Origin of the sequence: Modestobacter versicolor, assembly GCF_041028285.1 — a bacterium.
GTDB classification, from domain to species: Bacteria; Actinomycetota; Actinomycetes; order Mycobacteriales; family Geodermatophilaceae; genus Modestobacter; species Modestobacter versicolor_A.
Map to the genome: position 1 here is coordinate 1 of NZ_JABGDB010000004.1, position 18,397 is coordinate 18,397.

An 18,397-nucleotide genomic window follows, 5' to 3' on the forward strand; every position below is an offset into this window, starting at 1 on the left:
GCCGACCAGGCCACGGCGCAGGACCGGGGCGTCGGCGAGGATGAGGACGCGGGTGACGCCGCGGGGGGTGCCGACCATGGGCGTGGACACAGCTGGTTCTCCGTTTCGATTCCGATGAGGTGCTGATTCCTCCATCGGAAGGGTGAACGGAGTGCTTTAGTTCTTTTTCTCTACTCCGCGCCCATTACCGCGCCATTCTCGGAATGGCGCCGAATGGGCGGAGTCGTCATCCGGTGCCGTTCTCCCGGGCGGGCCGGGTCTGCACCGGGCGGCTGACGCGCCGCCAGCCGGTCCGCGGCGGGCGGCGCGAGGGCCCGGTGAGCCGGGCCCGGCGGGCCCGCCGGCGGCGACGCCAGGCGGTCACCGGCACGGCACCGGTCAGGCCGAGCACCAGCGGTGCCGCCACGGCGGCAGCGCCCGGTGCGGACGGCGCGGTCACCGGTCCGGCCAGCCCCTGGTCGTCGGTGCCCTGGATGTCGGGGCTGTCGAGCAGGGTGAAGCGGTCCAGCGGCCAGACGATGAGCGCGCCCTTGCCGATGACGTCGTCCACGGCGATCGTGCCGCTGTACTGGTCGGAGACGTGCCGGCGGGAGTCCGCCGAGGCCGAGCGGTGGTCGCCCATCACCCAGAGCCGCCCCTCGGGCACGGTCACCGGGCCGAACTCCCGCCCGTTCGGCCCGCCGCCGAGCGGGGAGTCCTGGTAGAGGTACGGCTCGGTCAGCGGCTCGCCGTCGACGAGCACCCGGCCCTCGGCGTCACAGCACTCGACGGTCTGCCCGGCCGTGGCGATGACCCGCTTGACGTAGTCGTCCTCGCTGGGCGGGGCCACCCCGATCGCCCGGCCGAGCCCCAGCAGCGCACCGGAGACCCAGTTGCTCGGCTCGGTCACGACGATCTCCGGCGACCAGGTGTCCGGACCGCGGAAGACCACGATGTCGCCGGGCTCGGGCTCGCCGAACCAGTACGGCACCTTGTTGACCAGCACCCGGTCTCCGGTGCACCCGGTGCAGCCGTGCAGCGTCTGCTCCATCGACCCCGACGGGATGAAGAAGGCCTGCACCAGGAAGGTCTTCACCAGCAGCGCCAGCACGAAGGCGATGACGAGCAGCACCGGCAGCTCGCGCAGCAGCGAGCCCTTCTTCTTCTCCGCCGTCCGGCCGCCGCGTCGCCGGCCGGGAACAGCGGCGGAGCCGGTCGCCGGGGTGACCTCGCCGGTCGCGGACTCGTCGGTGGCTGACTTCCCGGTTGCGCGGGGGTCGGCAGGCTCTTCGGGCCCGTGCGTGCTCATCGGGGCCAGCCTACGGTCCGCCCGGGAGCCCGCCCGTCGACCCGCCCGGGGCGCACGGCGTCACCCGGTCGGCGCCGTCCGGCCCCGGACATGCGACCGGGCCGGCTGCGCAGTGCAGCCGGCCCGGTCGGTGGAGAGCAGATCGTCAGCGGGTGACGACCTCGCGCTTCTCCTTGATCTTGGCGGCCTTGCCGCGCAGCTCGCGGAGGTAGTACAGCTTGGCCCGGCGGACGTCACCGCGGGTCAGCACCTCGATCTTCTCCACGACCGGGGTGTGCACCGGGAAGGTGCGCTCCACGCCGACGCCGAAGCTGACCTTGCGGACGGTGAAGGTCTCCCGGATGCCGCCACCCTGGCGCCGGATGATGACGCCCTGGAAGACCTGGACACGCGAGCGGGTGCCCTCGATGACCCGCACGTGCACCTTGACGGTGTCGCCGGGGCGGAAGTCGGGGATGTCGTCGCGGAGCGACGCAGCGTCGAGGGCGTCCAGGGTGTTCATCGCAGCAGTCCTCAGTCCTAGCGGGAAACTCAGCTCGGTCAAGCTCAGTGGTACGGGCAGCGGTGTCCCGGTGCGTCCGTACCGGGTGGCTGCGCTCCGCCGCCCCGGGAGGGCAGGGAGCCACCGTCGACGCGAGCCGACGGCCTGCAGCAGCTCTCTACTGTGCCACATCTTCAGTCGACGATGCGCGGCGGCCCTGCCCAGCGGCCGGCCAGCACCTCGGGCAGCAGCTCGGCGAGGCGGCCGGGGACGAAGTCCGCCGTCCCCGCGGCGATCTCCGCGGCGATCTCTGCCAGGCCCCACCAGCGGTGCGGTTCGTCGCCGCGCAGCTCCAGCTCGGTCCGGGCGAGCGGGACGACGTCGTGCACCACGTCGCGCAGCACGAAGAATGTCTCGCGGGAGTCGATGACCGCCTCGCCGAAGGAGCCGACGTGCCGGCGCAGCCAGACCGGTCCCTCCAGCGCCGCGGGCTCGACGGTCAGCCCGGTCTCCTCCGCCAGCTCGCGGACGGCGGCCGCGCGCAGGCCCTCGCCGTCCTCGACGCCGCCGCCGGGGGTGTACCAGAACAGCACGTCACCGGGGACGGCGTCCGGGCCGGTGAGCCGCGCACCGAAGAGCAGCAGCCGCTGCTTCGGGTCGAGCACGAGCACCCGGCTGGTGGGCCGGACCCAGGCCGGTGCGGTCACGGGAGGGGGTCGGCGTCCAGGACCGCCCGGTCGGCGGCGGTGAGCGCGCCGTCGGGCAGGGCGGCCAGCAGGTCGGGACGGCGGTCGGCGGTGCGGCGCAGCGACTGCGCCCGGCGCCAGCGGGCGATCGCGGCGTGGTCGCCGGAGAGCAGCACCGGCGGCACCACGTGGCCGCGCCAGTCGGCCGGGCGCGTGTAGGACGGGCCCTCGAGCAGCCCGTCGGCGTGCGAGTCGAACTCCACCGACTCGGCGTTGCCGACGACGCCGGGGATGAGCCGGGTGACCGCCTCGACCATGACCAGGACCGCCGACTCCCCGCCGGCGAGCACGTAGTCGCCGATGGACACCTCCGACACCGGGCCCGACCCGGCCGCCCAGTCGGCGACCCGCTGGTCGATGCCCTCGTACCGGCCGCAGGCGAACACCAGCCCGGGCTCGGTGGCCCACCGGGCGGCCGCCGCCTGGGTGAACGGCCGACCGGCCGGGGTCGGGACGACGAGCCGGGTGCCGGGCGGGCGGACCGCCTCCAGCGCCCTCCCCCACGGTTCGGGGCGCATGACCATCCCGGGGCCGCCGCCGTACGGGGAGTCGTCGACCGTGCGGTGCACGTCGTCGGTCCACTCCCGCAGGTCGTGCACGCCGACCTCGACCAGGCCGCGCTGTACCGCCTTGCCCAGCAGCGACTGGCCCAGCGGGGCGAGGTACTCGGGGAAGATCGTCAGGACGTCGACGCGGAACGGCGTCACAGGTCCAGCAGCCCCTCCGGCGGGTCGACGACCAGCCGCCCGCCGGCCAGGTCGACCGTGGGCACGATCGCGCTGACGAAGGGCACCAGCAGGTCCGCGACGTCCGGCCGACGCACGACGAGCAGCTCGGTGCCCTCGTGGCGCACCCCGGTGACCTCGCCCAGCGGCGTGCCGTCGGGCAGCACCGCGGCCAGGCCGACCAGCTGGTGGTCGTAGAAGGAGTCCGGGTCGTCCAGCTCGGGCAGCGCCTCGACCGGCACCAGCAGCTGGGTGTTGCGCAGCGCGTCGGCGCCCTCCCGGTCGGCGACGACGACGCCGTCCGGACCGGCCAGGGTGAGCAGCAGGGTGCCGCTGTGCCAGCGCATGCCCTCGACCGTGAGCGGTCCCCGGGCGGCGGGCTCGGTGAGCAGCGTCGCGCCGGGGGCGAAGCGCAGGTCGGGGTCGTCGGTGCGGACCTCGACGGTCACCTGACCACGGACACCGTGGGGTCGGCCGATGCGGCCGACCACCACGGTGTCGGTGGACTGCGGGGTGGCGCCGGAGGCGCCGGGAGTGCTCAGCGCCCGTCGGTGTCGACGACGTCGACCCGCAGGCCGCGGCCGCCGACACCCGTCATGACCTGGCGCAGCGCCTTGGCGGTACGACCGCCGCGGCCGATGACCTTGCCGAGGTCGTCGGGGTGCACCCGGACCTCGAGGGTCTTGCCGCGCCGGCCGTTGACCAGGTCGACGGCCACGTCGTCGGGGTTGTCGACGATGCCCTTGACCAGGTGCTCGAGCGCCTCTTCGAGCACGTCTTACTCGGCGGGCGTCTCGGCGGCCGGAGCCGCCTCGGCGGCAGCCGGCTCAGCAGCCGGGGCCTCCGCAGCGGCGGGGGCCGCGGGAGCTGCCTCGGCCTTGGGGGCGGCCTTCTTCTTGGGCGTGGTGGCCTCGGTGGAGGGCTCGCCCATGGAGGCGCGGGCGGCCTCCTCGTAGATGGCCTTCTTGTCCGGCTTGGGGGCCGCGACCTTCATCGGGGCCGGAGCCGGCTCGCCCTTGAACTTCTGCCAGTCGCCGGTGACCCGGAGGATGGCGCGGACGGCCTCGGTCGGCTGGGCGCCGACGCCGAGCCAGTAGGCGGCGCGCTCGCCGTCGACCTCGATGAAGGAGGGGTCCTCCTTCGGGTGGTACTTGCCGATGGTCTCGATCGACCGGCCGTCCCGCTTGGTGCGGGCGTCGGCGACGACGATGCGGTAGTACGGCGCGCGCATCTTGCCCAGGCGCATGAGCTTGATCTTGGTGGCCACGGTGTGTGGTGTGCTCCTCGAACGGGGTGTGGGTGCTCGCCGGACGGACGCGTGGGGGTACGCCGTGACGGAGCGATGGACACGGGCGGGGATGGTGAGAGGGCCGCCCACCGCCGTGTTCGACGGTCCATGATGCCAGACGGAGGACCCCTCGCCTCCCCACCCCCTCGCGAGCTCGGCGGCGGGCCCCGGGCGAGGGGCCGAGGGGCTAGGCCCGGACGGCGGCGAGGACCGCGGCGGCCGCCTCGGCGACGGGGACCTCGGTGCGCTCGCCGGTCGCCCGGTCCCGGACCTCGATGACGCCGTCGGCGACACCGCGGCCGACGGTGACGATCGTCGGCATGCCGAGCAGCTCGGCGTCCTTGAACTTCACCCCGGGGCTGACCTTGGGCCGGTCGTCGAACAGCACGGTCAGCCCGGCGGCGACGAGCTCGGCGGCCAGCGTCTCCGCGGCCTCGAACACGGCGGCGTCCTTGCCGGTCGCGATCAGGTGCACGTCGGCCGGGGCCACCGAGCGGGGCCACCTGAGACCCAGCTCGTCGTGGGTGGACTCGGCGATGGCGGCGACGGCGCGGGAGACCCCGACGCCGTAGGAGCCCATGGTGACGGTGACGAGCTTGCCGTTCTCGTCGAGCACCTTGAGGTCCAGCGCCTCGGCGTACTTGCGGCCGAGCTGGAAGATGTGGCCCATCTCCACGCCGCGGGCGAGTTCCAGCGGGCCGGAGCCGTCGGGCGCGGGGTCGCCGGCGAGCACCTCGGCGGCCTCGATCACGCCGTCCCAGCTGAAGTCGCGGCCGGCGACCAGGTCGAACACGTGCTTGCCGGGCTCGTTGGCGCCGGTGATCCAGCGGCTGCCCGGCACGACCCGGGGGTCGACCAGGTAGCGGATGCCGGCCTTGCCCTCGCTGCCGAGCACCTGCGGGCCGATGTAGCCCTTGACCAGGTCGGGGTGGGCGGCGAAGTCGGTGAACGGCTCGACCTCGGCCGGGGCGACCTGCGCCTCCAGCCGCTTGGTGTCGACCTCGCGGTCACCGGGCAGACCGATGACCAGCGGCTCGCGGGTGCCGTCGGGGTGCACCAGCGTGACGACGACGTTCTTCAGCGTCGACGCGGCGGTGTACCCGGCGCCCGGGAACAGCTCCCCGGCCACCGCGACCAGGCTGTCGATGGTGGGGGTGTCGGGGGTGTCCTCGACGTGCGCGTCAGGCAGCCCGTCGAACGGGATCGACTCCGGGACGACGGTGCTCACCGCCTCGACGTTGGCCGCGTAGCCGCCGGGCGAGCGGACGAAGGTGTCCTCCCCGATCGACGTCGGGTGCAGGAACTCCTCGCTCTTGGAGCCGCCCATCGCCCCCGACATCGCCGAGACGATCACGTACTCCAGGCCCATCCGGTCGAAGATCCGGATGTAGGCGTCGCGGTGGGCGGCGTAGGAGCGGTCCAGCCCGGCGTCGTCCACGTCGAAGGAGTAGCTGTCCTTCATGGTGAACTCGCGGCCGCGGAACAGGCCGGCGCGGGGCCGTGCCTCGTCCCGGTACTTGGTCTGGATCTGGTACAGCGAGACCGGCAGGTCCTTGTAGGAGCCGTAGAGGTCCTTCACCAGGAGCGTGAACATCTCCTCGTGGGTGGGACCGAGCAGGAAGTCGTTCCCGCGGCGGTCCTTGAGCCGGAACAGGTTGTCGCCGTACTCGGTCCAGCGGCCGGTCGCCTCGTAGGGCCCGCGGGGCAGCAGCGCGGGGAAGTGGACCTCCTGCGCGCCCATCGCGTCCATCTCCTCGCGGACGATGCGCTCGACGTTCCGGAACACCCGCCAGCCCAGCGGCAGCCAGGTGAAGCCCCCCGGCGCGGCCCGCCGGATGTAGCCGCCGCGGGCGAGCAGGCGGTGGCTGGGGACCTCGGCATCGGCCGGGTCGTCGCGCAGGGTGCGCAGGAACAGGGAGGACATCCGAAGGAGCACGGCACGAGTCTCCCAGGCGGCCGGTCGCCGTCGTCCACGGGTTTGCGGCCGGCCCGGGAGACCCTGCGGTCAGGCCGGCTCGGGCACGGCGCCGGGGTCGCCACCCGGGTCGTCCGGCGTCGCCTCGATCGGCGGAGGCGGCAGCTCCTCCGGCGCGTCGGGGAGCAGCTCACCCGGGTCGTCGGGCACCGGCTCGTCCGGGTCGATCATCGGCGGCGGGTCAGGCAGGGGTTCGACCATCCCCGCAGTCAACCAGCGCCGGTCCGGGCTCACCTCCCGTGCGCCTGGCTCACCTCCTGACGTGAGCCCGGAGCACGTCGGATCAGGTCACCTGATCCCGGGGGACGACGTCAGGCGACGACGACGCCGCGCAGCACCGTCCGCCGGGGTCGCTGCAGCGTGTCCAGGTCGGTGCGCGGGTCGGCGTCGAACACCACCAGGTCGGCCGGCGCGCCCTCCTCGATGCCGGGGAGGCCCAGCCACTCCCGCGCCGCCCAGGACGCCGCGGCCACCGCCGCCTCGGCCGGCAACCCGGCCGCGTGCAGCGCCCGCACCTCCTCGGCGATCAGCCCGTGCTCGATGCCGCCCCCGGCGTCGGTGCCGGCGAACACCGGCACCCCCGCCTCGTACGCCGCCCGGACGACGGCCCCGGCGCTCGCGTACAGCCGCCGCATCGTGGAGGCGTAGGCCGGGAACCGCCGCTCCCCTGCCGCCGCGAAGCTCGGGAAGTTCGCCACGTTGACCAGCGTCGGGACGACGGCGGTGCCCCGGGCGGCCATCTCGCCGATCAGCTCCTCGGTCAGGCCGGAGCCGTGCTCGATGCAGTCGATGCCGGCGCGGACCAGCCCGGGGAGCGCGTCGGTGCCGAAGGTGTGCGCGGTGACCCGGGCCCCCTCGGCGTGGGCGGCCGCGACCGCCGCGGCGAGCACGTCGTCGGGCCACTCCGGAGCCAGGTCGCCGACGCCGCGGTCGATCCAGTCACCCACCAGCTTGACCCAGCCGTCGCCGCGGCGGGCCTGGACGGCGACCTCGGCGGCCAGGTCGGCGGGCTCCAGCTCGACGGCCAGGCCGGGGAGGTAGCGCCGGGGCGCGGCAAGGTGCCGGCCGGCCCGCACGACCCGCGGCAGGTCGAGGTGGGAGTCCAGGAACCGGGTGTCGACCGGCGACCCGCAGTCGCGCAGCGCCAGCACCCCGGCGTCCCGTTCGGCGAGCGCCTGGGCGCGCAGCGCGTCCGGCTCGGTCACGTGCTCGCCGCCCGCCCCGATGCCCACGTGGCAGTGCGCGTCGACCAGCCCGGGCAGCAGGAAGCCGCCGCGGCTGACCGTCTCGGCCCCCGGCACCGGCTCGAACGTGAACCGGCCCCGGTGCACCCACACGTCGCGGTGCTCGCCCGCGGGCAGCAGCACCCCGGACAGGTGCAGGGCCGGGGCGGTCACCGGGTCAGCGGCCCTCGTCCTTGAACTGGCTGAAGTCGAGCTTGCTCAGGTCGGGCAGCGCCTGGCCCGGGGGCAGACCCGGCACGCCGCCCGGCATCCCGCCGGGGAGCTGACCGGGGAACCCGCCGCCCATGCCGCCCGGGGCGCCGATCGGCCGGCGGGCGGGGCCCGCCTTCTTGCCTCCCTTGCCCTTCTTGCCCTTGCCGCGGGCCTGGGCCTGCTGCTGCCGGCCGCGGGCCTTCTTCGACATCGGGCCCATGCCCGGCATGCCCATGCTGCCGGCCATCTGCCCCATCATCTTCTGGGCCTGGCCGAACCGCTCCAGCAGCTGGTTGACGTCGGTGACGCTGACGCCGGAGCCGTTGGCGATCCGGACCCGCCGCGAGGCGTTGATGATCTTCGGGGTGACCCGCTCGGCCGGGGTCATCGACCGGATGATCGCCGCGGTGCGGTCCAGGTCGCGGTCGTCGACCTGGGCGAGCTGCTCCTTCATCTGCCCGGCGCCGGGCAGCATCCCGAGCAGGTTGGCGATCGGGCCCATCTTGCGGATGGCCAGCATCTGCTCGAGGAAGTCCTCGAGGGTGAAGCCCTCGCGGCTGGCCAGCTTGCCGGCCATCTTCTCGGCCTGGTCGGCGTCGAAGGCCTGCTCGGCCTGCTCGATGAGGGTGAGGACGTCGCCCATGCCGAGGATGCGCGAGGCCATCCGCTCGGGGTGGAAGACGTCGAAGTCGGCGAGCTTCTCACCGGTCGAGGCGAACATGATCGGCTGGCCGGTGACGTGCCGCACCGAGAGCGCGGCACCACCGCGGGCGTCACCGTCGAGCTTGGTGAGCACGACGCCGCTGAACCCGACGCCCTCCTGGAAGGCGGTCGCCGTGGTGACGGCGTCCTGGCCGATCATCGCGTCGACGACGAAGAGCGTCTCGTCGGGGTGGACGGCGTCGCGGATGCCGGCGGCCTGCGCCATCAGCTCCGCGTCGATGCCCAGCCGGCCGGCGGTGTCGACGACCACCACGTCGTGCATGGTGCGGCGGGCGTGCTCGATCGACTCCCGGGCCACCGCGATCGGGTCGCCGACGCCGTTGCCCGGCTCCGGCGCGAAGACGTCGACGCCGGCCTGCCCGGCCACCACCGACAGCTGCTGCACCGCGTTGGGGCGCTGCAGGTCGCAGGCCACCAGCAGCGGGGCGTGCCCCTGCGCCTTGAGCCAGCGGCCGAGCTTGCCGGCCAGGGTCGTCTTCCCGGCGCCCTGCAGGCCGGCCAGCATGATCACCGTCGGCGACTGCTTGGCGTAGCGGATCCGGCGGGTCTCCCCGCCGAGGATGCCGACGAGCTCCTCGTTGACGATCTTGATGATCTGCTGGGCGGGGTTCAGCGCCTGGGAGACCTCGGCGCCGACGGCCCGCTCCTTGACCGACGCGATGAACGAGCGGACGACCGGCAGCGCGACGTCGGCCTCGAGCAGCGCGATGCGGATCTCCCGCGCCGTGGCGTCGATGTCCTCCTGGGACAGCCGGCCCTTGCCGCGCAGGCCGGTGAAGACCTTGTCCAGGCGGTCGGAGAGGGTCTCGAACACAGCACGTCCTCACAGCGGTCGGGCGTGCAGCCGTCGCCGGCCGCGGGCCGGCGGCTCGGCTCGGGCGCCCGGGGCCACCCCGGGGCCGTCACGCCACCTCACCCCAGGGTATCGGCGCCCGGGGGTCGAGCGGTGCGGTGCTAGGCGGCGCGGTCCCAGACCTCGCGCCGGGCGACCGGGACGCCGCCCACCACCAGGGCGGTGCCGCAGTCGGTGCAGGCCCACTCGGGGCAGGCGCCGCCGTCCTCGGTGTGGCCGTCGATGCAGGTCGGCTGCTCGAACGTGGTCTCGGTGGCGCAGGTCGGGCAGGGCAGGGTCTGCAGGTCGCTCATCGACGTCCCCTCTCGTCAGGTCGCCGGCTCGTCGCTCCGGCCCCTGCAACGTAGATCGGGGGTCCGACAGGACCGGGCAGCCGGCGTACCGGCGTGTCGGCCCGCCCGGGACGTCCGCCCCGCGCCGGCCGCCCCGGCTCGTCCGGAGCGGCCTACCGGGCGCCCAGCGTCGCCGGGTCCGCCGTGTCCCCGCCGGCTGCCGCCACCAGGGCCCGCTCGATCCGCGCGCGCTGGTCCGGGTCGAGCGGGGTGCCGGTCGGGTCGCAGACGTAGAAGGAGTCCAGCGCGTCAGCGCCCAGGGTCTCGATCCGGGCCGACGTGACGTCCAGCCCCTCGTCGGCGAGCGCGGTGGTGAGCTGGTAGAGCAGCCCGGCCCGGTCGCCGGCGCGCACCTCGACGATCGTGCTGGCCGCCCCGGCCACCTCCGCGTCGTGCCAGGACACCCGCGGCGCGGCCGCCCGCGCCCCGTCCTGGCGGTAGTCGGCCTCCCGCTGGCGCAGCCGCTCGGCCAGCGGCAGGGTGCCCTCCAGCGCGGCCCGCAGGCCGTCGACCAGGATCTCGGGCACCGGTGCCCGGCCGAAGCGCGGGCGGACGGCGAAGATGGACGTGGCCCGCCCGTCCTCGACGGAGATGCTCGCCGCCCGGACGTCGAGCTGGTTGAGGGCCAGCACCCCGGCGCAGCGGCTGAACAGCCCGGGCCGGTCGGGCGCCCCGAAGGTGATCTGCTGGCCGTCGGCGACGTTCTGCATCCCGACCGTGACCTCGCTCCCGCCGTCCCGGCCGGGCGTCGACGCGGTGACCTGCGGCTCGGTCGGCTCCAGCACCGGCGCAGGGGGTGGCCCGGCGACCAGGTGCGCGTGCACCCGGGCGACCAGGGCGGCGACCAGGTGGGCCTTCCACGGCGACCAGGCCGAGGCGCTGGTGGCCGCACCGTCGGCCTGCGCCACGGCGTGCAGCAGCTGCAGCAGCGCCGGGCTGCTCCCGATGGTGGCGGCCACCCGTTCGATGGTGGCCGGGTCGTCGATGTCGCGGCGGGTGGCGGTCGCCGGCAGCAGCAGGTGGTGCCGCACCACCGCGGCGAGCACGGCGACGTCCGGCGGCGAGAACCCCATCCGGGCGGCGATCTCCGCGGCGATGACCTCCCCGACGACGCTGTGGTCGCCGGGCCAGCCCTTGCCGATGTCGTGCAGCAGCGCACCGACCAGCAGCAGGTCGGGCCGGTCGACGTCCCGGGTGAGCTCGGCGGCGGCCGCGGCCGCCTCGACCAGGTGCCGGTCGACGGTGAACCGGTGCCAGGGGTGCCGCTGCGGCAGCGACCGCACCCGGTCCCACTCCGGCAGCATCCGGGCCAGCAGGCCCTCCTGGTCCAGCTGCTCGAGCACCGGCACGGCGCTGCGCCCGCTGGCCAGCAGCCGCAGGAACGACCAGCGGACCTCCGGTGGCCACGGCTCGGGCAGCGGCGGGGCGTGCACGGCCAGCACCTTGAGCGTGTACGGCGACAGCAGCAGGTCGGCCCGGGCGGCGGCGGCGGCGCCGCGCAGCACCAGCCCGGGGTCGGCGGCCGGGCGGGCGTCCCGGGCGAGCACGACCTCGTCGCCCTGGCGGACCAGCCCCTCGGCCAGCGGCTCGCGGCGCACCCGCCGGTACCGCGCCCGCGGGCGGCGGACCAGCGAGGCCTCGACCCGCCGCCAGGTCTCGTCGGCCACGAACGCCAGCCGGCGCCCGGCCAGGCTCACCTGGCGCAGCAGGACGTCGTCGTCGGCCAGCCCGAGCGCCTCGGCGACCGGGCGCTGCTCCTGGCGCACCAGCGCGTCGGTCGCCCGGCCGGTGCTCTGCTGCAGCGCGTCGCGCACGTCCAGCAGGAACGCGTACGCCTCCCCCGCGTCGGCCGGCGGCTCGTCGGCCAGCTGCGCGGCGGCCAGCGCACGCAGCACCTGCCCCTCGCGCAGCCCGCCGTAGGCCTCCTTGAGGTCGGGCTCCAGCAGGAAGCCCAGCTCGCCGACCTGCCGGCTCCGCCCCCGGCGCAGGTCCCGCAGCTGGGGCAGCAGCCGGCCGGCGTGCTGGCGCCAGGAGCCCAGGGTCGCCGTCCGCAGGCCCGCGGTGACCTCCGGGTCGCCCGCGACGTGCCGGGCGTCGAGCAGGCCGAGCCCGGCCTTGACGTCGTCCGCGGCGACCGAGACCGCCTCGCCCACCGTGCGCACCGAGTGGTCCAGCCGGAGCCCGGCGTCCCAGACGGGGTACCAGAGCGCGTCGGCCAGGGCGGCGACCTCCGGCCGGCCGTCGTGCACCAGCACCAGGTCCAGGTCGCCGTGCGGGGGCAGCTCGCGGCGGCCCAGGCTGCCCACGGCCACCAGGGCCACGCCGGTGCCGGCCGGCCCGGCGGGCGGGCTGCCGCGGCGGCGGGACACCCGGGGCGTCCCGGCCAGGGCGTCGGCCAGCAGGCCGGTCAGCCACTCGTCGACCAGCCGGACGCGCTCGGGGCGGCTGGCGGCGGTCAGGGCGTCGAGGTCGAGCACGGGCACCTCTCGGTCGTCCGGCCGCGGGTGCGGCTGGGGGGAACGGAGCCGGGGGAACGTAGCCGGGGGAACGGAATCGGCCGGGACGGCGGGTCTCCCCACCGCCCCGGCCGACGTCAGCTCACCGGGTCTGCGTTACAGGGCGTCGGCCCCGCGCTCGCCGGTGCGGACCCGGACGATCTCGTCGATCGTCGTCACCCACACCTTGCCGTCGCCGATCTGGCCGGTGGAGGCGGACTCCACCACGGCGTCCACCACGCGGGCCGCGTCGATCTCGCTGACGACCACCTCGATGCGGACCTTCGGGACGAAGTCCACCTGGTACTCCGCGCCGCGGTAGACCTCGGTGTGGCCGCGCTGGCGGCCGAACCCCTGCACCTCGCTGACGGTGAGCCCGGCGATGCCGATCAGCTCGAGTGCGTTCTTGACGTCGTCGAGCTTGAACGGCTTGACGATCGCGGTGACGAGCTTCATGCCCGGCTCCCTTCCGTGTTGCGCGCCTCGGCGCGTGCCTGTCCGCCCAGGGGCGCGGTGCTGCCACCGCCGCCCAGGGAGGCGAAGTCGTACCCGGACTCAGCGTGCACCACCGTGTCGATGCCGGTGACCTCGTCCTCCTCGGTGAGCCGGAAGCCGATCGTCTTCTGGATGGCCAGGCCGATGACGTAGGTGAGGACGAACGAGTAGGCGAGCACCGCCAGCGCACCGACGACCTGGCGCCAGAGCTGGTCGACACCGCCGCCGTAGAAGAGCCCGTCCACCGCGGCCGGGGCGTCCTCGGTGGCCAGGAAGCCGATCAGGATGGTGCCGACCAGACCACCGACGAGGTGGACGCCGACGACGTCGAGCGAGTCGTCGTAGCCGAAGCGGAACTTCAGCCCGACCGCCAGGGCGCACAGCGCACCGGCGACGGCGCCGACGATGATCGCGCCGATCGGCGAGACCGCGGCGCAGGCCGGGGTGATCGCCACCAGGCCGGCGACCACGCCGGACGCGCCACCCAGCGACGTGGAGTGCCCGTCGCGGAGCTTCTCCACCAGCAGCCAGGCCAGGGTGGCCGCACCGGTGGCGACCAGCGTGTTGACCCAGGCGACGGCGGCGGTGTTGTTGGCGCCCAGGGCCGAGCCGGCGTTGAAGCCGAACCAGCCGAACCACAGCAGCCCGGCGCCGATCATCACCAGCGGCAGGTTGTGCGGGCGCATCGCGTCCCGGCCGAAGCCGCGGCGCTTGCCCAGCACCAGGGCCAGCGCCAGGCCGGCCGCACCGGCGTTGATGTGCACCGCGGTGCCACCGGCGAAGTCGAGCGCGGCCAGGTCGTTGGCGATCCAGCCACCGACGTGCTCGTCGGCGTCGAAGTCGAAGACCCAGTGCGCGACCGGGAAGTACACGACGGTCGCCCAGATGCCGGCGAAGACCATCCACGAGCCGAACTTGGCCCGGTCGGCGATGGCGCCGGAGATCAGCGCGACGGTGATGATGGCGAAGACGGCCTGGAAGCCGACGAACGCCAGGACCGGCAGGCCGCCCTCCTCGGTGGTGACGTCCTCCATCAGGCCCGCGAGGCCGAAGAACTCCGTGGGGTCGCCGACCAGACCGGCACCGACGTCGTTGCCGAAGGCCACGGAGTAGCCGTAGACGACCCAGAGCACGCTGATCAGCGCCGCGGCGCCGAAGCTCATCATCATCATGTTCAGCACGCTCTTCGCGCGGACCATGCCGCCGTAGAAGAGCGCGAGACCTGGCGTCATCAGCAGCACGAGCGCCGCGCTGGTGAGGATCCAGGCGGTGTCGCCGGTGTTGACCACGGCAACCTCCTGAGGGTGTCGTCGGCCGGGGGCCGCAAGCGGGGGACCCGAGGGGCCTCGGGGGAACGACACCGGTTGCCCGGTGACGCGGTGCAGACGGTGCCGACCTCGTGTTTCCGGACATGGCGTCGACGTGTTTCGCCACCGTGAACTCCGGTGCGCGTGTCGCCCGGTTGTGTTCCGGCCGTGTTGCACGCCCTCCCCCGGTGCGCGCACGGGTGCACCACGTCACGTCCCGCGGGGTCCGACGACTCTTGTTGCAACTCGCCTGCAGTTGCGACGAGACTGCAAGAAGGTCCGCGCCCCGGCGGACGTCGCCCGGTTCCTGGAGGTCCCCCGTGCACGTGCCCGACGGCTACCTCGACGCGGCCACGACGGCGGGGACCGCAGCGGTCGCCGCTGCCGGGGTCGCGCTGGCCCTGCGCGGGGCGCGCCGCGAGCTGGACGAGCGCACCGCGCCGATGGCCGGCCTCACCGCGGCCTTCGTGTTCGCCGTGCAGATGATGAACTTCCCGGTCGGGCTGGGCACCAGCGGCCACCTGGTCGGCGGTGCGCTCACCGCGGTCCTGGTCGGGCCGTGGACGGCGGTGCTCTGCATGACCGTCGTGCTGCTGGTGCAGGCGGTGGTCTTCGCCGACGGCGGGCTCACCGCGCTGGGCACCAACACCGTGCTGATGGGGCTGGTCGCGATCGGCGTCGGCTACGGCGTCTTCCGGCTGCTGCGCGCGGTGCTGCCGGCCACCCGCACCGGCGTGCTGGCCGCGACCGGCGTCGGGGCGTTCCTGTCCGTGCCGGCGGCCGCGCTGGTGTTCGTGCTCCTGTTCGGCCTCGGCGGCGTCGCCGACGTGCCGGTCGGGTCGGTCGCCGCCGCCATGGTCGGCGTGCACCTGCTCATCGGCCTCGGCGAGGCGGCGATCAGCGTCGCGGTGCTCGGCGCGGTGCTCGCCGTCCGCCCCGACCTGGTCCGCGGCGCCCGGGACCTCGCGCGCGGCCCGGCGCTCGCCCCGCGGCCGGCGTCGGCCGGCCGGCCGACCGCCCCGACCGCCCCGACCGCGACGGACGCCCGGTGACCCGCACCCGCACCGTCGTGCTGGTCGGCGTGGTCGTCGCGCTGCTGATCGCCGGGGTGGGCAGCTGGTACGCCAGCTCCTCCCCCGACGGGCTGGAGGCCACCGCCGCCGAGCAGGGGTTCGACGGCACCGCCCGGGACAGCGTCACCGCGGACTCGCCGCTGGCCGACTACGCGACCGACGGCGTCGAGGACCCGCGGCTCTCCGGCGGCCTGGCCGGGGTGGCCGGCGTGCTGCTGGTGCTCGCGTTGGCCGGCGGGCTCACCCTGGTGCTCCGCCACCGGTCGTCCGGCGCGCCCACCGACGTCGAGGCCGACTCCGACGCGGACGCCGCGGCCGACGTACCCGCCGGACGCGACTGACGTGGGCGCCGGGCACGGTGCCGGCGGCTCCGGCATCACGGCGATGTACGTGCCGGGCACCAGCCCGGTGCACCGCCTGGAGCCGCACACCAAGCTCGTCGCCGTCCTGGCCTTCGCCCTGGTCGTGGTGCTGACGCCGGTGCACGCCGGCTGGGCTCCGCCGGCCTACGCGGCGTTCCTGCTGCTGCTGGTCGCCGTCGCGGGGGTGGCCCGGCTCCGGCCCGGCCGGCTGCTGCGCGGGCTCGTCGTCGAGGTGCCGTTCGTCCTGTTCGCCCTCCTGCTGCCGGTCGTCGCCCGCGGCCCCCGCACCGAGGTGCTCGGGCTGTCGCTGTCCGAGAGCGGCCTGGTCGCCGGCGGCAGCATCCTGGCCAAGGCCACCCTGTCGGTGCTCGCGGCGACGGTGCTGGCGGCGACCACCGAACCCCGGGCCCTGCTGCGCGGCCTGGAGCGGCTGCGGCTGCCCAGCGTGCTGGTGCAGATCCTGAGCTTCATGATCCGCTACGCCGACGTCGTCGGTGGCGAGCTGCGCCGGATGCGGGTGGCCCGGGAGTCCCGCGGCTTCCGGGCCGGCCGGACGGGCGCGCTGAAGGTGCTCGGCCCCGCGGCCGGGTCGCTGTTCATCCGCTCCTACGAGCGCGGCGAGCGGGTGCACCTGGCGATGCTGTCGCGCGGCTACACCGGCCGGCTGCCCACCGGCCCGGCCGCGGTCGTCGGCGGCCGCTCCTGGGCCGCGGCGCTCAGCCTGCCCCTGGCGGCGGCTGCGGTGCTCGTGGCGGGTTCACTGCTGGGGTGAGCACTCCCCCGCCGTCCCTCCTGGTCGACGACCTCGCCTTCGCCTACCCCGACGGTCACCAGGCCCTGTTCGGCGTCGACCTGCGGGTGCAGGCCGGCGAGCGGGTGGCGGTGCTGGGCCCCAACGGGGCGGGCAAGACGACGCTGGTGCTGCACCTCAACGGCATCCTGCGCGGCGGGCGCGGTCGGGTCGAGGTGGCCGGGCTGCCGGTCGAGGACCGGAACCTGCAGGAGGTCCGCCGGCGGGTCGGGATCGTGTTCCAGGACCCCGACGACCAGCTGTTCATGCCGACGGTCGGCGAGGACGTCGCCTTCGGTCCGCGCAACCTGGGCCTGCCCGAGCCCGAGGTCGCCCGCCGGGTCGCCGACGCGCTGGCCGCCGTCGACATGGCCGGCGCCGCCGACCGGCCGCCGCACCACCTGTCGTTCGGCCAGCGCCGCCGGGTCGCGGTGGCCACCGTGCTGTCGATGCAGCCGGAGGTGCTGGTCCTCGACGAGCCGAGCAGCAACCTGGACCCGGCCGGCCGGCGCGAGCTCGCCGAGGTGCTCGAGGCGCTGCCGATCACCCTGCTGATGGTCACCCACGACCTGCCGTACGCGCTCCAGCTGTGCCCGCGGTCGGTCGTGCTGGACGGCGGGGTGGTGGTCGCCGACGGCCCGACCCGCGAGCTGCTCACCGACACCGCGCTGCTGGGCGCCCACCGGCTGGAGCTGCCCTTCGGCTTCGACCCCCGCGCCCAGAAGGACCCCCCTGCCCCCCACCACTCGCGAGCTCGCGGTGGACCCCTGCAGGGGGGCCACATCCGGCCGTAGCCGGCCGTCAGCCGACGAGCGCCTCGGCGAAGGCCTCGGGCTCGAACGGCGCCAGGTCGTCGGGGCCCTCGCCCAAGCCGATCAGCTTCACCGGGATGCCGAGCTCGCGCTGCACCGCGACGACGATGCCGCCCTTGGCGGTGCCGTCGAGCTTGGTCAGGACGACGCCGGTGACCTCGACCGCCTCGGTGAAGACCCGCGCCTGCACCACGCCGTTCTGGCCGGTCGTCGCGTCGAGCACCAGCAGCACCTCGTCGACCGGGCCGTGCTTCTCGACCACCCGCTTGACCTTGCCCAGCTCGTCCATCAGCCCGGACTTGGTGTGCAGCCGGCCCGCGGTGTCGACGATGACCGCGTCGACCTCGCCCTCGATGCCGGTGCGCACCGCCTCGAACGCCACCGACGCCGGGTCGCCGCCCTCCCGGCCGCGCACGGTGAGCACGCCGACCCGCTCGCCCCAGGTCTCCAGCTGGTCGGCGGCGGCCGCGCGGAAGGTGTCGGCGGCACCGAGCACCACGCTCTTGCCGTCGCCGACGAGCACCCGGGCGATCTTGCCGACGGTCGTGGTCTTGCCGGCGCCGTTCACGCCGACCACCAGCAGCACGGCCGGCCGACCGTCGTGCCGGTCGGTGCGCAGCGTCCGGTCCAGGTCCGGCCCGAGGACGGCGGTGAGCTCGCGGACCAGCAGGTCCTTGAGCTGGGGGCCGGAGGCGGTGGCCAGCACCAGGCTCTGGGTGCGCAGCCGCTGCACGATCTGGGTGGTCGCGGCCACGCCGACGTCGGCGGCCAGGAGCGTCTCCTCGACCTCCTCCCAGTCGTCCTCGGTCAGCCTCTCCCGGGCCAGCACGGTGAGCAGCCCGCGGCCCAGCGAGGACTGCGAGCGGGCCAGCCGGCCGCGCAGCCGCACCAGCCGGCCGGCCGAGGGCAGCGGGGTGTCGAAGACCAGGCCCGGCTCGGGCTCGGCGGGCGGCAGCTCGACCGGTGCCCCGGGCTCGGCCCCCGGCGTCGCGGTCGGGGCCGGCGGCCCGGTGTAGAGGTCGGACGCGGTGGCCCCCGACGTCGGGTCCGGGGCGATCGGCGGCCGGGTCAGCGTCGTGCCGGAGGCGGCGTCGTCGTCCAGCCGGAGGGTGCGCCGGCCGCGGCCGACGAGCAGGCTGATCCCGGTGACCAGGGCGACGACGAGGATCGCCAGGGCGATGAGCACGAACTCCATGGGGTGAGTCTCCCAGCCCCG

20 protein-coding genes are annotated in these 18,397 nt (G+C 75.0%); 4 read left to right on the forward strand and 16 right to left on the reverse strand.

The window, feature by feature from the left end; translation table 11 throughout:
• Window positions 1-226: 226 nt before the first annotated feature.
• The 15 genes from lepB to HL054_RS14520 form a co-directional block, all read right to left on the reverse strand.
• Window positions 227-1,288: a signal peptidase I gene (gene lepB / locus HL054_RS14450; RefSeq protein ID WP_369139704.1), complete on the reverse strand. Its 1,062-nt coding sequence runs from the start codon at window positions 1,286-1,288 to the stop codon at window positions 227-229.
• A 145-nt stretch (window positions 1,289-1,433) separates the two neighbouring features.
• Window positions 1,434-1,790, reverse strand: coding sequence for a 50S ribosomal protein L19 (gene rplS / locus HL054_RS14455; protein WP_369139705.1), 357 nt, complete (start codon window positions 1,788-1,790; stop codon window positions 1,434-1,436).
• A 173-nt stretch (window positions 1,791-1,963) separates the two neighbouring features.
• Window positions 1,964-2,476, reverse strand: a complete 513-nt coding sequence (locus HL054_RS14460) for an NUDIX hydrolase (protein WP_369139706.1) — start codon at window positions 2,474-2,476, stop codon at window positions 1,964-1,966.
• Window positions 2,473-3,222, reverse strand: a complete 750-nt coding sequence (trmD, locus tag HL054_RS14465; RefSeq protein ID WP_369139707.1) for a tRNA (guanosine(37)-N1)-methyltransferase TrmD — start codon at window positions 3,220-3,222, stop codon at window positions 2,473-2,475. The genes HL054_RS14460 and trmD overlap by 4 nt, the downstream gene beginning before the upstream one ends.
• The gene (gene rimM, locus HL054_RS14470) at window positions 3,219-3,734 is read right to left on the reverse strand and encodes a ribosome maturation factor RimM (protein WP_369139708.1); all 516 of its coding nucleotides are present in this window, start codon (window positions 3,732-3,734) and stop codon (window positions 3,219-3,221) included. Before rimM ends, trmD begins: the two co-directional genes overlap by 4 nt.
• Before the next feature lie 44 nt (window positions 3,735-3,778).
• Window positions 3,779-4,015 carry an RNA-binding protein gene (locus HL054_RS14475; RefSeq protein WP_091537518.1) on the reverse strand — a complete coding sequence of 79 codons (237 nt, stop codon included), beginning with the start codon at window positions 4,013-4,015 and terminating at the stop codon, window positions 3,779-3,781.
• A 3-nt stretch (window positions 4,016-4,018) separates the two neighbouring features.
• Window positions 4,019-4,507 (reverse strand): 30S ribosomal protein S16, encoded by a 489-nt coding sequence (gene rpsP / locus HL054_RS14480; RefSeq protein WP_369139709.1) that lies wholly within the window; start codon window positions 4,505-4,507, stop codon window positions 4,019-4,021.
• A 208-nt stretch (window positions 4,508-4,715) separates the two neighbouring features.
• Window positions 4,716-6,452, reverse strand: a complete 1,737-nt coding sequence (locus HL054_RS14485) for a proline--tRNA ligase (RefSeq protein WP_369139710.1) — start codon at window positions 6,450-6,452, stop codon at window positions 4,716-4,718.
• Between the two features lie 81 nt (window positions 6,453-6,533).
• A complete protein-coding gene (locus HL054_RS14490; protein WP_369139711.1) occupies window positions 6,534-6,704 on the reverse strand; it encodes a hypothetical protein in 171 nt (56 codons plus the stop codon).
• Between the two features lie 110 nt (window positions 6,705-6,814).
• The gene (locus HL054_RS14495) at window positions 6,815-7,900 is read right to left on the reverse strand and encodes an amidohydrolase family protein (RefSeq protein ID WP_369139712.1); all 1,086 of its coding nucleotides are present in this window, start codon (window positions 7,898-7,900) and stop codon (window positions 6,815-6,817) included.
• Window positions 7,901-7,904: 4 nt separating this feature from the next.
• Window positions 7,905-9,476: a signal recognition particle protein gene (gene ffh / locus HL054_RS14500; protein ID WP_369139713.1), complete on the reverse strand. Its 1,572-nt coding sequence runs from the start codon at window positions 9,474-9,476 to the stop codon at window positions 7,905-7,907.
• A 140-nt stretch (window positions 9,477-9,616) separates the two neighbouring features.
• Entirely contained in the window at window positions 9,617-9,808 is a 192-nt protein-coding gene (locus HL054_RS14505) for a hypothetical protein (protein ID WP_369139714.1), read from the reverse strand.
• Window positions 9,809-9,960: 152 nt separating this feature from the next.
• Complete coding sequence (locus HL054_RS14510) at window positions 9,961-12,330, reverse strand: [protein-PII] uridylyltransferase (protein WP_369139715.1); 2,370 nt, start codon at window positions 12,328-12,330, stop codon at window positions 9,961-9,963.
• A gap of 129 nt (window positions 12,331-12,459) precedes the next feature.
• Window positions 12,460-12,798 carry a P-II family nitrogen regulator gene (locus HL054_RS14515; RefSeq protein ID WP_369139716.1) on the reverse strand — a complete coding sequence of 113 codons (339 nt, stop codon included), beginning with the start codon at window positions 12,796-12,798 and terminating at the stop codon, window positions 12,460-12,462.
• Complete coding sequence (locus HL054_RS14520; protein ID WP_369139717.1) at window positions 12,795-14,126, reverse strand: ammonium transporter; 1,332 nt, start codon at window positions 14,124-14,126, stop codon at window positions 12,795-12,797. Before HL054_RS14520 ends, HL054_RS14515 begins: the two co-directional genes overlap by 4 nt.
• 338 nt (window positions 14,127-14,464) lie before the next feature.
• Here HL054_RS14520 and HL054_RS14525 point away from each other — a divergent pair, with 338 nt between their 5' ends.
• The 4 genes from HL054_RS14525 to HL054_RS14540 are packed head-to-tail and all read left to right on the forward strand — an operon-like array spanning window position 14,465 to window position 17,163.
• The gene (locus HL054_RS14525) at window positions 14,465-15,196 is read left to right on the forward strand and encodes an energy-coupling factor ABC transporter permease (protein ID WP_369139718.1); all 732 of its coding nucleotides are present in this window, start codon (window positions 14,465-14,467) and stop codon (window positions 15,194-15,196) included.
• The gene (locus tag HL054_RS14530) at window positions 15,193-15,558 is read left to right on the forward strand and encodes a PDGLE domain-containing protein (RefSeq protein WP_369139719.1); all 366 of its coding nucleotides are present in this window, start codon (window positions 15,193-15,195) and stop codon (window positions 15,556-15,558) included. Before HL054_RS14525 ends, HL054_RS14530 begins: the two co-directional genes overlap by 4 nt.
• Before the next feature lies 1 nt (window position 15,559).
• A complete protein-coding gene (gene cbiQ / locus HL054_RS14535; RefSeq protein ID WP_369139720.1) occupies window positions 15,560-16,351 on the forward strand; it encodes a cobalt ECF transporter T component CbiQ in 792 nt (263 codons plus the stop codon).
• Window positions 16,348-17,163 carry an energy-coupling factor ABC transporter ATP-binding protein gene (locus tag HL054_RS14540; RefSeq protein WP_369139721.1) on the forward strand — a complete coding sequence of 272 codons (816 nt, stop codon included), beginning with the start codon at window positions 16,348-16,350 and terminating at the stop codon, window positions 17,161-17,163. The genes cbiQ and HL054_RS14540 overlap by 4 nt, the downstream gene beginning before the upstream one ends.
• Before the next feature lie 7 nt (window positions 17,164-17,170).
• Here the strand turns inward: HL054_RS14540 and ftsY are convergent, their stop codons facing one another.
• Window positions 17,171-18,376 carry a signal recognition particle-docking protein FtsY gene (gene ftsY, locus HL054_RS14545; protein ID WP_369139722.1) on the reverse strand — a complete coding sequence of 402 codons (1,206 nt, stop codon included), beginning with the start codon at window positions 18,374-18,376 and terminating at the stop codon, window positions 17,171-17,173.
• Window positions 18,377-18,397: the final 21 nt, after the last annotated feature.

Excerpts from the sequence above, each read along its gene's own strand:
- lepB (WP_369139704.1), bottom strand. The coding sequence starts at position 1,288 with ATGAGCACGCACGGGCCCGAAGAGCCTGCCGACCCCCGCGCAACCGGG.
- rplS (WP_369139705.1), bottom strand. The coding sequence starts at position 1,790 with ATGAACACCCTGGACGCCCTCGACGCTGCGTCGCTCCGCGACGACATC.
- HL054_RS14485 (WP_369139710.1), bottom strand. The coding sequence starts at position 6,452 with ATGTCCTCCCTGTTCCTGCGCACCCTGCGCGACGACCCGGCCGATGCC.
- HL054_RS14490 (WP_369139711.1), bottom strand. The coding sequence starts at position 6,704 with ATGGTCGAACCCCTGCCTGACCCGCCGCCGATGATCGACCCGGACGAG.
- HL054_RS14505 (WP_369139714.1), bottom strand. The coding sequence starts at position 9,808 with ATGAGCGACCTGCAGACCCTGCCCTGCCCGACCTGCGCCACCGAGACC.
- HL054_RS14515 (WP_369139716.1), bottom strand. The coding sequence starts at position 12,798 with ATGAAGCTCGTCACCGCGATCGTCAAGCCGTTCAAGCTCGACGACGTC.
- ftsY (WP_369139722.1), bottom strand. The coding sequence starts at position 18,376 with ATGGAGTTCGTGCTCATCGCCCTGGCGATCCTCGTCGTCGCCCTGGTC.